The sequence below is a fragment of the Pseudomonas sp. MDV22-iso1 genome (genome assembly GCF_058145095.1).
Window position 1 is genome coordinate 186456 of record NZ_JBYVMF010000008.1, and the last position, 13082, is coordinate 199537.

Consider the following 13082-nt stretch of genomic DNA (forward strand, 5'->3'; position numbering starts at 1 on the left):
GCGCAAAAAACCACCTTTCCTTCGAAGGCGATGATGCATGGAAACAATCAGATCACCTGTGGAAGCAAGCCCATGTGGCGAGGGAGTTTACTCCCGCTCGGCTGCGGAGCAGACGCGAAGCTTTTGGGGCCGCTTCGCGACCCAGCGGGAGCAAGCTCCCTCGCCACATGGGCTCCCACAGTATTCGGTGATGCGTGCAGGCAGGTACTTCAGGCGGGATAGCCGGTGATTTCCCGGATGCTCTGGTACAGGGGTTTAAGCTGACGGTACATGCGCAAATACACGTCCTTGTACAGGCGTTCGTAGGTCTGATGCGCTTCGGGCTGAGGCATGAAGACCGCGCCGACCCGGGTCATCGCGGCGATCGCCGAAGGGAAATCGGCGTGCAGGCCAAGGCCGACGGCGCAGCAAATCGCGGCGCCAAGACCGGACGCTTCGTAGACATGCGGACGCTCCGCCGGCAGGCCGAAAATGTCTGCCGTGAGTTGCATGGCCGCATCGCTTTGCGAACCGCCACCGGCAATCCGCAAGCACTTGATGGGAGTCTTCGAGCGCTTCTCGATGTTCTCCATGCCCTGACGCAAGGCATACGCCAGGCCTTCGAGGATCGCCCGATAAATGTGCGCGCGGGTATGCACATCGCCGAAGCCGATCATCGCGCCTTTGGCTTCCACACCCGGCTCGCGGATGCCCGGCGACCAGTAGGGTTGCAGCATCAGGCCCATGGAGCCCGGCGGCACGGCGTTGACCAAGGCATCGAACAGTTGCTCCGGCTCCACGCCCTGCTCTTTGGCCTGCTGCATTTCCCGCAGGCCAAATTCGTTCTTGAACCAACTGACCATCCAGTAGCCGCGATAGATCATCACCTCGCAGTTGTATTGATCCGGCACCGCCGCCGGGTAAGGAGGAATCAGCGGGACGATTTCCAGATAGCGCGACCGGGTACTGGTGATTGTGGCTGTGGTGCCGTAGGACAGGCACACCGTGCTGGTGTCGACCACGCCGGCCCCCAACACCTCACACGCCTTGTCGGCACCGGCGGCAATCAAGGGCAGTCCTTCGGGAATGCCGGTGTGACGGCTCGCTTCGGCACTGATGTAGCCCAGGGTCTCACCAGGTTTGAGCAGCGTGGGCAGTTGCTCGGGACGCACGGCCAGCGCCTGCCATTTCCAGTCGGAGGGCGCGGCCCAGCGCAAGCGCTTGAAGTCGAAAGGCAGATAGCCCACGCAGCAGCCCACCGAATCGACAAAGCGTCCGCACAATCGATGGGTGAGAAACCCCGAGAGCAGCAGGAATTTGTCGGTCGCTGCCCACACATCAGGCTGGTGGCGAGCAATCCAGTTAGCCTCGGCCTGGGCGCGAAAATAATCCACAGTGGCTTGGGCGCCGACCAATTTGAACAACCAGCCCCAAGGGCCTTTGATGCCGCCTTCGACCTCGGTCTGACGTTGGTCGAGCCACAGGATGGCCGGGCGCAACGCTTTGCCCTCGGCGTCGACGTTGATCAGCGTGCCGCGCTGGGTGGTCAGGGATACGCCGGCAATCTGTGTGCGATCGATCCCGGTTTGCGCCCACACCTGCTGGCACGCCTCCCCCAATTTCGCCCAATAATAATCCGGGTCCTGTTCAGCCCAGCCGGGTTGCGTGGAGTAATAGGCTTGCAGCTCGACCTTGCCTTTGCCCAGCAGATTGCCCTGAAGATCGAACAGCAACGCGCGCACGCTTTGGGTTCCATTGTCGATGGCCAGCAGGTAACGCTTGTTCGAGTGGTTATCCATGGAGCTCTCTTCAATGGGCATGGGTGACGCACGTTCCTGAAATGCTGGGGTTGCAGTTGAGGGCAGCCGTTGAACCTGTAGCAGCTGAGGAGCGAAGCGAGGCTGCGTTCGAGGACAACGTCCTCGCCATCCAACATTTGACGACTGCTTCGCAGCCGAACGCAGCCTCGCTTCGCTCCTCAGCGGCTACAGGTGTTCGGGAGTGTCAGCGCAACAGATGCAGTGGTCCTATTGGTTCAACAACGGGGTGCCGGGCAAGCCGTGATGGCGTTGCCACAACGTCTGGTAGCGCTGTTCCTCCTGATGCCATCGCTCATCGTCCCAGCCCAACCGGGGCTGGCAGAGGTGGCGAATGGCGGGCATGAAATCTTCGCCGCCTCGGGCCAGCAAAAGGCCCAGGCGGGTACGACGCAACAGCAGGTCATCCAGGTGCAAAATCATCTCTGTGTCACAGGCAAAGGCCAGTTCAGCCCACAAGGTGTCCGTCGCGCCAACGGTGTCATGACCCAACGCTTCGATGAGTCGCGCAAGCCTCGGCAGGTCACGACCATGACGCCCGGCCAGGCGTCGCCACTGGCTGCCACTGAGCCCCGGAATCAACAGGTCAGGGACGGCGGCGAACACCGGTGCGCCGTCATCTTCGAAAGGTCGTTCGAGCATCAACGCGCACGCCTTGAGCACTTCGATGGCCTGCGGGCGAAAGGTCGTCAACTTGCCACCGGCCAGCGTCACGCAACCGGGCTCCTGCCACAGCACATGCTCGCGGGTTTCATTCGAGGGTTTGCCTTGGCGCTCACCTGCGGCGCTGCCCACCACCGGGCGCACGCCCGACCAGGTCGACAGCACATCGGTGGCGATCACTTGGGCCTGTGGAAACTGTTGTGTGCAGGCGGCCAGCAGGTAGTCGAGTTCCTCAGCGCTGATGCTCGCGCTCTGGTCCAGGTCTTCGTGATGGTCCAGGTCCGTGGTGCCCACCACCGTGGCGCCTTCCCAAGGAAAAACAAACACGGGGCGACGGTCGCTGTCGTGCAAAAAGGTAAACGCCTGAGCCACCGGCAAGCGCCAGCCCGGCAGCAACACATGGCTGCCGCGCAACGGACGCAACTGGCGAGGGACGTCGGATGGGCGAAGACGTTCGGCCCAGGCGCCCGTCGCCACAGCCAAGACGCGACAACGCAGCTGCATCGATCCGCCGCCTTCACAATCCTCGACCTGAACCCCGCACACCCGCCCTTCCTCACGTACAACCTGCTGCACCCGCAGGCCGTTAATCACCGTAGCGCCATCGGCCCGGGCCTCGCTCAGGACACGCATCACCAAACGCGCGTCATCGGTGAGGGCATCGACGAAACAGGTGCCGCCCAACAGGCCATCTTCCCTCACACCCGGCGCCAGATAACGCAGCTGTTGCGCATTGTGAAAACGATGGTCACGTCGCCCGGCCAGTGCGTCGTAGACGGTCAACAAACCGCCCATCACCCGTGGCCCGGGAAAGCCGCCACGGTAATGCGGCATCATGAAACTCATGGGCTCCACCAGTCCTGGCGCTTCGTCGAGCAGGCGCTGGCGTTCATGGACCGAGTCACGGGTCAGGCGCCACTGCCCCTTGGCGATATAACGCAAGCCGCCGTGGACCATTTTCGAAGAACGGCTGGAAGTGCCCCAGGCGAAATCGCGCTGTTCCAGCAGCAGGCAACGCCAGCCACGGCGTGCGGCCTCGCGCAGGATGCCGGCGCCGCTGATACCACCGCCGATGACGATCAGGTCCCAGGTTTCATCCCCCAGTGTCGGCAGCACGCGCTGTCGCCACGCGGCATTCCAGTCATGGCTCATGCCGTCACTCCTGCAACAGCGTGCCAGGGTTCAACCGCCCGGCCGGATCGAAGTGCCGACTCAGGGCCTGCAACGTGTCCATCGCCAGAAAACCCTTCTCCCGCAGCAAATACGGCGCGTGGTCCTTGCCCACGCCATGCTGGTGACTGATGGTGCCGTGGTTGTCGACGATCGTCTGGCTGGCCGCCTGTTTGAGCGCCTGCCAACGTGCAAGCGTGGCCGGGTAATCCGCCGCCGGGCGAAACACGTAAGTGGTGTAGATGCTCGAACCTTCGCCGTAGACATGGGACAGGTGAGTGAACACATGCACACGCTCGCCTTCAGCGGCCAGGGCATCGCGCAGGCTGGTTTCGATACGGTTCAGCAGGTTGTCGACATTGCTCCAGTCGGTAGCGGTTTCCAGGGTGTCCACCACATAGCCGGCGTTCCACAGGTTCTCGCGCAGGTACGGGAAACGAAAACGGTTTTGCGCCCACTTCTTGCCCAGCAAGGTGCCCGTGAACACCCCGCCGAAGGCTTTCAGGTGCTGTCGGGCCTGAGTGAGGGACAGCGCATTTTGCCGCCGATTGCCGGTCACGCCGAACGTCAGCAGGCATTTGCCTGCAGCGGCGCCACGCAGGGCCAAATATTTTTCCAGCCAGGCAATTTGCTGAGGGTGACCGGCCAGTGCCAGCTGGGTTTCGGTCTCCACGGCATTGGACAGGCGCAGCATCGACAGTGGAACGCGCGCCTGGGCCAACTGCCGGATCGCCTGCAGCGCCTGCGGCCAGTCGGGCAAAAACACCCCGTAGAAACGCTCATCGGCGGGCAGCGCACTGACCCGCACCTTGACCTCGGAAATGATCCCGAAACGACCCTCACTGCCCAGCACCACTTCGCGCATGTCGGGACCGGCAGCCGAGGCCGGAAACGTGGCGATTTCCAGGGGGCCGGAAAACGTTTCCAGGGTGCCACCGGCGAACAGTTGCTCGATTCGCCCATAGCGCAGCGATTGCTGGCCGCTGGAGCGGCTGGCGACCCAACCGCCTAATGTCGACAGCTCCCACGACTGCGGAAAATGCCCCAGGGTATAACCACGGGCACGAAGCTGGCTTTCCACTTGCGGGCCACTGGCGCCGGGACCGAAGGTGGCCAGCAAGCTCTGCTCATCAAGGTCGGTCAGGCGATTCATGCGGGCCAGGGACACCGTAACCACGGGCCGCGTGGAGTTCGGAGGGTTGATGTGCCCGGCCACCGACGTGCCCCCGCCATAAGGAATCAGGCACAGGTCCCGGGTCTCGGCGAGTGTCAGCAACTGGCGGATCTGTTCGGCACTTTCAGGGAACGCCACGGCGTCGGGATAAATCCCCGGTGCTCCTTCGCGCAACGCCAGCCAGTCCGGCAGGCTCTGGCCTCGGGCATGCAGCAGGCGATCATGCGGTTCGACGCTGTAGAGCCCGTGCGCCGCCAATCGCGAGACCGGCACCCTGGCCAGTGCTGCCTCAAGCGTTGCATCGGGCAATGCACGACCGGCACCCACTCGCTCGGCGAGAAATCCCGCGCCCTGAGCCGGCAGCTCGACCACCGTGGTTGCATCTCCCCAGCCGTTCCAGCGTCGCATGCGTGTGTCCTTTTATCGTTTTTATCAGTGATCTTTCAGGCCCCCATACTAGCCAGCCGCTGGAAAGTGTCACGGTCGTATCCGGCCAGTTCGAGTAGCCAATTGAGTCAAACCCGCGCCGGTTTAAGTCATTTACTTTAGCTGTGGTTTCAAACTACCTTTCAGGGCATTCATCCGCGCAAGCGGGCCTTGATCAAAGGAACACGATCATGCAATCCCTCGGCTTCACTTCAGTTCCCCCGTTGCTCAAGTACCTGCGCTACGCCGAGCAGCTGGGCGTTGCCATTGAGCCTGCGCTGACGGCCGCCGGGTTGCAGTCGCACCAGTTGAGCGACAACAGCCTGCGGTTGCCGGGCGAGGTCCATGAACGGTTGCTCGATTATTTCTGTGAACACTCGAATGACCCGCTGTTCGGCCTCAATGCAGCGCGTTTTGTATTGCCCAACTCCTGGAGCGTACTGGGCTACATCACCATGAATTGCGCGACATTGGGCGACGCCATGAGCCGCATCATGCCGTTCGAGAAACTGGTGGGGGACATGGGCGTCAGCCGCGCCGAAGTGCAAGACCCACACGTGCACCTGATCTGGACGTGCCGCCATCAACGCCCGCGAATCCGCCGGCACCTGGTGGAGAATGTCCTCGGTTCGTGGCTGCAATATGCGCGCTGGATTGCCGATACCCAGCTGTCTCCGGCTGCTGTCTGGCTTGAACATTCACAGCCCCACGACACAACGCTGGCGCAGTACGAGGAATTCTTCGACTGCCCCGTGTTGTTCGAGCAGCCCTATTCGGCGCTGATTGTGCCGTTGCCCTATTTACAGCTGCCATTGCGCCAGGCCGATGCGCAATTGCTGCGTACCCTGGAAGAACATGCGCAGGGGTTGATGGCCACGCTGGAAGACGCGTCGCTGGAGCAACGCGTCAAAAGCATCCTGCGCCAGTTGCTCAAGGAAGGGCTGCCACGCAAAGAACAGGTTGCTGAACAGTTCGCCGTGTCAGTTCGCACGCTGCAACGCCAGCTGCATCAGGCGGGCACGTCGTACCAGCAGATCCTCGATGATTTGCGCCAGGAGCTGGCCGAGCACTACCTGCTCAATAGCGCCCTGCCGATTCAGGACATTGCCCAGTACTTGGGGTTTACCGAACCGCGCTCATTTCATCGCACGTTCAAGAGCCGTCGCGGGATACCGCCGGGGGAATTTCGGCAGACTCATCGGGTGGCGGTTGATGACTGAAACTTTCAAGCAGTGGACGGCAGGAGTTTTCCGTTTGATACGTAGGATGAATCCGGGTGTGGGTCAGCATTATGTGGCTTGCCTGGTTGATTGAGTTGGGTGTTCGGGCCTCATCGCGAGCAGGCTCGCGCTCACAGTTGGGCATGTGTGTTCTGGAGCGCGCGGGGCTTGTTTAATCGGTGTCAGCTTCACGTCTTGAAAGCTACAGTTTCTTGCGTGGATACCTACAGGTACGCCAGAATCCGCCGGCTTGTGCGCCTTGGGGTGGGTCGGTAACTTGGTTCGGGTCACTGATTTTCAGTGATCGGGTTTAGTCGCCCGGATAGTTCCCAACGGTTGCACACGTTCATCAGTCAGGCATCTACCTGCACTTGATGGTGGCTGTGCGCGAGGCGTCTTCGGATGCGCCGGATTTGGGTTCTTTACCGGTCGACTAACTTGCGCACAGCCGCCTCCCTTTCGTTTAGTCGCGAGACGGTTGCGGCCTACTAAAGGAAAGATCCCATGGTCAAAGTTACCCCCAATCCGCCAGACGCAGATCCGGCAGCACCATCAGACGAACCCGTCTCAGATACTCCAAACAACACACCCTCGTTCGCCGACATCAAAGCCACCCCACACAAACTCTGCTCCCTCTTTACGGTCAATCCCGAGGCCGATACCGAAACCCTGCTGGCCTATGCCTGCGAGTCGCTGGCGTCGGCCAATGTCATGGCCACTGATCTGGTGGATCATCTGGAGGGGACGTCGCGTAATGCGCTGTTGGGAATTGCGCAAGTCATCATGCTGGGCGAGCTGGCGGTGAATCGGGTGCTGGATCGCATCGAATCGCCGGCATGACAGTGTAAGTAGAAGATCAAAAGATCGCAGCGTGCCGCAGCTCCTACGGGGATCGTGGACAACCGGCTGGACCCGGTCAATGTAGGAGCTGCGGCACGCTGCGATCTTTTGACTCCACTGCGCTTATTTAAAACCCACCCGCAGGTCTCCTTCCCGCGCCAAGAACCGCCCTTCCCTACGGCCATTCGCCTGGCCGTCGCGATAGCTCAACACACCGTTGACCCACACGCCGTCGATCCCTTGCGCCGCGCGTTGCGGATCAGTGAAATCCGCGACATCGCGAACCGTCAGGGGATCAAACAACACCAGGTCCGCCCAGTGCCCTTCACGGATTTCACCCCGCTCCTTCAAGCCGAATCGTGCGGCGGACAGCCCGGTCATTTTGTGCACGGCGGTGTGCAGTGGGAACAGACCGACGTCGCGACTGAAATGCCCAAGCACCCTTGGAAAAGCGCCCCACAAACGCGGATGCGGAAACGGGTCTTCCGGCAATCCGTCAGAGCCCACCATCGACAGCGGATGCGCGAGGATTCTGCGCACATCGGCCTCGTCCATTCCGTAGTACACCGCACCCGCCGGTTGCAACTTGCGGGCGGCGTCCAGCAGTGGCACACCCCAGTCGGCAGCGATGTCCATCAGGTCGCGACCACCCAGCTCCGGATGCGGCGTCGACCAAGTGATGGTGATGCGATGGGCGTCGGTGACTTGCTTGAGGTCCAGGGTCGAAGAGCTGGCCGCATAGGGATAACAATCGCAGCCCACCGGGTGAGTCTTCGCCGCCTCTTCAAGCGCTGCCAACAGTTGCGGACTGCGTCCCCAGTTGCCGGCGCCAGCGCATTTTAGGTGGGAGATGATCACGGGCGTTTTTGCATGACGGCCGATCTGGAAGGCCTCGTCCATGGCGTCCAGCACCGGTTCGAATTCGCTGCGCAAATGGGTGGTGTAGACGGCGCCGAAGGCGGTCAGTTCTTCGGCCAGTTGCATCACTTCATCGGTGGAGGCCGAGAAGGCGCTGGCGTAGGCCAGACCGGTGGACAAACCCAGGGCACCGGCTTGCAGACTTTCACGCAGCTGTTCGCGCATGGCGCTGATTTCATCCGGCGTGGCGGTGCGGAACAGGTCGTCGAGGTGGTTGCTGCGCAACGCCGTGTGGCCGACCAGCGCGGCGACGTTCAGCGTGGTTTGCGCTGCTTCGACGGCGGCGCGGTAATCGCGAAATGTCGGGTAAACAAACGCTGACGCGGTGCCGAGCAGGTTCATCGGATCGGGCGGATCGCCGCGCAAACTCACTGGCGAGGCGCTGATCCCGCAATTGCCGACGATCACCGTGGTCACGCCCTGGCTGAGTTTTGGCAGCATCTGCGGCTGGCGGATGACCACGGTGTCATCGTGGGTGTGCACGTCGATGAATCCTGGGGCCAACACCCGACCTGCCGCGTCGATTTCTTCGTTGGCCGAGTCGTGTTGCAAGTCACCGATGCGCTCGATGCGCCCGTTCAGAATCGCTACGTCGGCGGTGTAGCCAGGGCTGTTGCTGCCGTCGATGATCAGGGCGTTGCGAATCAGCGTGTCGTACTTCATGTCAGTCTCCCAGCGGCAAATGGTCATCGCCGCCGCGGTAATCGTCCAGGGCGAGTTTGATCCGCCGCAGACGCTCTTGATTGTCTTCAGGATTGGCCAGTGCCACCTCGGTGGCGAGCACGTCGATGGCGAGCAACATGCCGAAGCGCGCTGCGGTGGGTTTGTAGATGAATGAAGTTTCAACGCCTTGCAGCGGTATCACCACATCGGCCAATTGCGCCAGCGGCGAGTCGGCCCGGGTGATGGCAAGAATCCGCGCGCCGTAGTTGCGCGCCAGTTCAATGGCCTCAAGCAATTCGGGGGTGATGCCGGTCAGGGAGCAGGCGATAACCGTGTGTTCCGCACCCAGGCTGGCGGCGGTGACGCGCATCATCACCGGGTCGTGGCACGCCGCGATCGGGTAACCGAAACGCACCAGTCGAACTTGCAACTCGTCACAGCACAAGGTCGAACAGCCGCCCATGCCGAAGGCGTGAATCATCCGCGCCTGGCCGAGCAACTTGACCGCATCGGCGAAGCGCGACTCGTCGAACGCCGACAAGTGCTGGCGCAGCGTCGACTCGATATCGCCGACGATTTGCCCGTAGAACGCCGACTGCTCTGGCGTGCCCGCCGGGTCGAGAAAACGGCTGCCGACACCGCTGGCCTGGGCCAGTTGCAGGCGCAAATCACGCAGGTCGCGACAGCCCACCGTGCGGGCAAAACGAGACAGCGTCGCGGTGCTCACTTCGGCGCGTTGCGCCAGTTCATCGAGGCTGGCGGACGCGGCAAACCCTACGTCATCGAGCATCAGCCGGGCGATGCGTCCTTCGCCAGCGCTGAAGGAATCCTGACGGGCTCGGATGTGGTAGAGGATGTCCATGGCGGGCGGCTCCGGTCAAAGCAGGTAGGAAAGACCCACGGTCAGACCGAAAGCAACCACCGAGATGATGGTCTCGAGTACGGTCCAGGTCTTGAAGGTCTGGGCGACGGTCATGTTGAAGTATTCCTTGATCAACCAGAAGCCGCCGTCGTTCACGTGGGAAAAGATAACCGACCCCGCGCCCGTCGCCAGCACCAACAACTCCGGATGGGGATATCCCAGACCAATGGCCACCGGGGCTACGATGCCGGAAGCGGTGGTCATGGCCACCGTCGCCGACCCCGTGGCAATGCGCATCAGCGCTGCAAACAACCAGCCCATGAGCAGTGGCGACAGATGAAACTCCTGGGCCAGGCCGACGATTTGGTCGGTGACGCCCGCGTCCACCAGAATCCGGTTAAGGCCACCACCGGCGCCGACCAGCAGGGTGATGCTGGCGGTGGGTGCCAGGCATTCGTTGGTGAATTTGAGGATCGATTCGCGGCTGAAGCCCTGAGCGATGCCCAAGGTCCAGAAACTCAATACGGTCGCCAGCAGCAGGGCGATCACCGAGTTGCCGATGAACAGCAGAAACTGGTTCAAGCCGCTGCCTGGCGTTGAAATCAGGTTCGCCCAGCCGCCGATCAGCATCAGGACCACCGGCAACAAAATGGTCGCCATGGTGATGCCGAAACCCGGCAGACGGTCCCGCGGTTCGCGGTCGAGGAACTGGCGCTCCAGCGGATTATCCGCCGGCAGTTGAATGCGCGGCACAATGAATTTGGCGTACAGGGGACCGGCGATAATCGCCGTCGGAATACCGATGAGAATCGCATAGAGCAAGGTCTGCCCCACGGACGCCTGATAAGCCTGTACCGCCAACATGGCGGCCGGGTGCGGCGGCACCAGGGCGTGCACCACGGACAAGCCGGCGACCATCGGCAAGCCGACCATCAGGATCGACACGCCCACACGCCGCGCTACGGTAAAGGCGATCGGCACCAGCAAGACAAAACCGACCTCGAAAAACAGCGGCAGTCCGACCAGGAATGCAATGCAGACCATCGCCCAGTGCGCGTTCTTCTCGCCAAATCGATCAATCAGCGTGCGCGCCATCTGCTCGGCGCCGCCGGACTCGGCCATCATTTTGCCGAGCATGGTGCCCAGCGCGACCACGAGCGCGATGTGCCCCAGGGTTTTACCGACGCCGGCCTCGTAAGCGCCGACCACACCGGAAGGTGGCATCCCGGCCAGCAAGGCCAGGCCGATAGACACCAAGGTGATTACGATGAAGGGATTAAGACGGTAACGGGCGATCAGAACGATCAGCGCGATGATGGCGATGGCGGCGTAAACCAGCAGCCAATAGCCGAAGGACGGTGTCATGCGGTACTCCTCGAAAGGGTCACGTCGAATGGGTTGTGAAACTCTTAAATCATTTCGAGACGTGATTTTCAAACCGCATGAAATTTATTTTCGTTCAGGGATATGGATTGTCGTTTAGAGGCATGCGGCGTCGCAGGTAATGAAAATAGACGCTGCGGATTTTCATCAGTAACAGGGGTCACCGCGTCATCGTTCATCGCGAGCAGGCTCACTCCTACAGTGGATCTTCAGTGGACACAGATTGTGTGTTCGACAGAGATCCATCGTGGGAGTGAGCCTGCTCGCGATGACTGTCTGCTGTAATGTTTGGCGTTCTCGTGTCAGGCGAACTCGGCACCTTCGCGCTTGAGCATTTGCTTGCAGCGTTCCGAGAGGTGAAACACGCGCAGGTGTTTGCCGGCCTTGGCGTAACGTTCCCGCAGGGTTTTCAGTGCGGCGATGGCCGAGTAGTCGACGAATCTCAGGTGACGGCAATCGATCGTCACCACGGCCGGGTCATTGGCGGGATCGAACTGATTGAGAAAGGGCGTGGTCGAGGCGAAGAACAGTGTGCCGTGCAGGTGGTAAAGCTTGCTGCCGTCGGCCTCGATGTGCGCGTCGGCGTACAGTTCGCGGGCCTGCTGCCAGGCGAAGTTGAGTGCTGCGATGACGATGCCGCAGAGCACGGCGGTGGCAAGGTCGGTGAACACCGTAATGACCGTCACGGCGACGATGACCAGCACGTCGTTCAGCGGCACTTTGTTCAGCACCCGCAACGACGCCCAGGCGAACGTTTGCTGCGACACCACAAACATCACGCCCACCAGCGCGGCCAACGGAATGCGCTCGATCAGCGGCGACAAAAACAGGATGAACAACAGAATCAGTACGCCGGCCACCACCCCGGACAACCGCCCACGTCCGCCGGAACTGAGGTTGATCACGGTCTGCCCGATCATCGCGCAACCGCCCATGCCGCCAAACAGCCCTGAGACCATATTGGCCGCCCCCAGCGCCACGCATTCCCGATCCGGGTAGCCACGGCTCTCGGTGATTTCATCGGTGAGATTCAGTGTCAGCAGGGTTTCCAGCAGCCCCACCATGACCATCAATAGGGCGTAAGGGGCGATGATGCGCAGGGTCTCGAGATTCCAGGGAATGTCAGGCAGCGCGAAGGTCGGCAAGCCGCCGGCAATGTGGGCCATGTCGCCGAGGGTGCGGGTCGGCAGGCCCAGCAGATAAACCGCAAGCCCCACGCCGAGAATCGCCACCAGCGCGGGCGGCACGCTGCGGGTCAGACGTGGTAGCAGGTAGACGATCGCCATCGTCGCAGCCACCAGGCCGGTCATCAGGTACAGCGGCGCGCCACTCAGCCAGGCTTCACCGCTCTTGAAATGCTCCAGTTGCGCCAGGGCAATGATGATCGCCAGGCCGTTGACGAAGCCGAGCATCACCGGGTGCGGCACCATGCGCACCAGCTTGCCCAGTTTGAGCAGACCGAAGGCCAGCATGATCAGCCCCCCCAGCAGCACGGTCGCCAGCAAGTACTGCACGCCGTGTTGCACCACCAGCGCGACGATGACCACCGCCATCGATCCGGCGGCTCCGGAGACCATGCCCGGGCGGCCGCCGAACAGTGCGGTCAGGGTGCAGATGATGAACGCGCCATACAGGCCCATCAATGGGTTGAGATGGGCTACCAGCGCGAAGGCGATGCATTCAGGCAGCAAGGCGAACGAGGTCGTGAGTCCGGCCAGGACATCGGCGCGCAGACGTTGTGGTTTCATGGGTTACCCAGACTGTACGGGCCGCAGGACGTGGCCGGAAACGAGGGTGGGGATGTTACGGAATTGGGGGCAATTCGGCCAGTTGCGGGGAGGCTGAAAATGCCATCGCCAGCAGGCTGGCTCCCACATTTGATCTCTGCCGAACACAGATTTTGTGTTCAACAAAGCCCCCTGTGGGAGCTAGCTTGCTAGCGATGAACGATGACGCGGTCTACAGCG

General features: G+C 61.7%; 9 protein-coding genes. 2 read left to right on the top strand and 7 right to left on the bottom strand.

Annotated features, from left to right (window positions below; translation table 11 throughout):
* Positions 1–209: 209 nt before the first annotated feature.
* From AC3ZVB_RS12210 to AC3ZVB_RS12220, 3 genes are all read right to left on the bottom strand, one after another.
* The gene (locus tag AC3ZVB_RS12210; RefSeq protein ID WP_490146632.1) at positions 210–1778 is read right to left on the bottom strand and encodes an FGGY-family carbohydrate kinase; all 1569 of its coding nucleotides are present in this window, start codon (positions 1776–1778) and stop codon (positions 210–212) included.
* 228 nt (positions 1779–2006) lie between these two features.
* Positions 2007–3611: a glycerol-3-phosphate dehydrogenase/oxidase gene (locus AC3ZVB_RS12215; protein WP_490146633.1), complete on the bottom strand. Its 1605-nt coding sequence runs from the start codon at positions 3609–3611 to the stop codon at positions 2007–2009.
* A 4-nt stretch (positions 3612–3615) separates the two neighbouring features.
* On the bottom strand, positions 3616–5211 hold the full coding sequence (locus tag AC3ZVB_RS12220; RefSeq protein WP_490146634.1) for an FAD-binding oxidoreductase: 1596 nt from the start codon (positions 5209–5211) through the stop codon (positions 3616–3618).
* 209 nt (positions 5212–5420) lie between these two features.
* On the opposite strand from AC3ZVB_RS12220, the gene gliR reads away from it, so the two are divergent.
* Both gliR and AC3ZVB_RS12230 read left to right on the top strand, forming a co-directional pair.
* Positions 5421–6449: an AraC family transcriptional regulator GliR gene (gliR, locus tag AC3ZVB_RS12225; RefSeq protein WP_162437866.1), complete on the top strand. Its 1029-nt coding sequence runs from the start codon at positions 5421–5423 to the stop codon at positions 6447–6449.
* A 504-nt stretch (positions 6450–6953) separates the two neighbouring features.
* Positions 6954–7289 carry a DUF6124 family protein gene (locus tag AC3ZVB_RS12230; RefSeq protein ID WP_490146635.1) on the top strand — a complete coding sequence of 112 codons (336 nt, stop codon included), beginning with the start codon at positions 6954–6956 and terminating at the stop codon, positions 7287–7289.
* A gap of 123 nt (positions 7290–7412) precedes the next feature.
* Here AC3ZVB_RS12230 and AC3ZVB_RS12235 read toward each other — a convergent pair whose 3' ends face one another.
* From AC3ZVB_RS12235 to AC3ZVB_RS12250, 4 genes are all read right to left on the bottom strand, one after another.
* On the bottom strand, positions 7413–8870 hold the full coding sequence (locus AC3ZVB_RS12235; RefSeq protein WP_490146636.1) for an N-acyl-D-amino-acid deacylase family protein: 1458 nt from the start codon (positions 8868–8870) through the stop codon (positions 7413–7415).
* A gap of 1 nt (position 8871) precedes the next feature.
* Positions 8872–9732 (bottom strand): MurR/RpiR family transcriptional regulator, encoded by an 861-nt coding sequence (locus AC3ZVB_RS12240; protein WP_490146637.1) that lies wholly within the window; start codon positions 9730–9732, stop codon positions 8872–8874.
* A gap of 15 nt (positions 9733–9747) precedes the next feature.
* A complete protein-coding gene (locus AC3ZVB_RS12245; protein WP_162437862.1) occupies positions 9748–11097 on the bottom strand; it encodes a GntT/GntP/DsdX family permease in 1350 nt (449 codons plus the stop codon).
* A 320-nt stretch (positions 11098–11417) separates the two neighbouring features.
* Positions 11418–12863, bottom strand: coding sequence for a SulP family inorganic anion transporter (locus tag AC3ZVB_RS12250; RefSeq protein ID WP_490146638.1), 1446 nt, complete (start codon positions 12861–12863; stop codon positions 11418–11420).
* Between the last annotated feature and the right edge of the window lie 219 nt (positions 12864–13082).

What these genes read in the sequence shown, in the direction of transcription:
- AC3ZVB_RS12210 (WP_490146632.1), bottom strand. Translation starts at nt 1,778, where the DNA reads ATGGATAACCACTCGAACAAGCGTTACCTGCTGGCCATCGACAATGGA.
- AC3ZVB_RS12215 (WP_490146633.1), bottom strand. Translation starts at nt 3,611, where the DNA reads ATGAGCCATGACTGGAATGCCGCGTGGCGACAGCGCGTGCTGCCGACA.
- AC3ZVB_RS12220 (WP_490146634.1), bottom strand. Translation starts at nt 5,211, where the DNA reads ATGCGACGCTGGAACGGCTGGGGAGATGCAACCACGGTGGTCGAGCTG.
- gliR (WP_162437866.1), top strand. Translation starts at nt 5,421, where the DNA reads ATGCAATCCCTCGGCTTCACTTCAGTTCCCCCGTTGCTCAAGTACCTG.
- AC3ZVB_RS12230 (WP_490146635.1), top strand. Translation starts at nt 6,954, where the DNA reads ATGGTCAAAGTTACCCCCAATCCGCCAGACGCAGATCCGGCAGCACCA.
- AC3ZVB_RS12235 (WP_490146636.1), bottom strand. Translation starts at nt 8,870, where the DNA reads ATGAAGTACGACACGCTGATTCGCAACGCCCTGATCATCGACGGCAGC.
- AC3ZVB_RS12240 (WP_490146637.1), bottom strand. Translation starts at nt 9,732, where the DNA reads ATGGACATCCTCTACCACATCCGAGCCCGTCAGGATTCCTTCAGCGCT.
- AC3ZVB_RS12245 (WP_162437862.1), bottom strand. Translation starts at nt 11,097, where the DNA reads ATGACACCGTCCTTCGGCTATTGGCTGCTGGTTTACGCCGCCATCGCC.
- AC3ZVB_RS12250 (WP_490146638.1), bottom strand. Translation starts at nt 12,863, where the DNA reads ATGAAACCACAACGTCTGCGCGCCGATGTCCTGGCCGGACTCACGACC.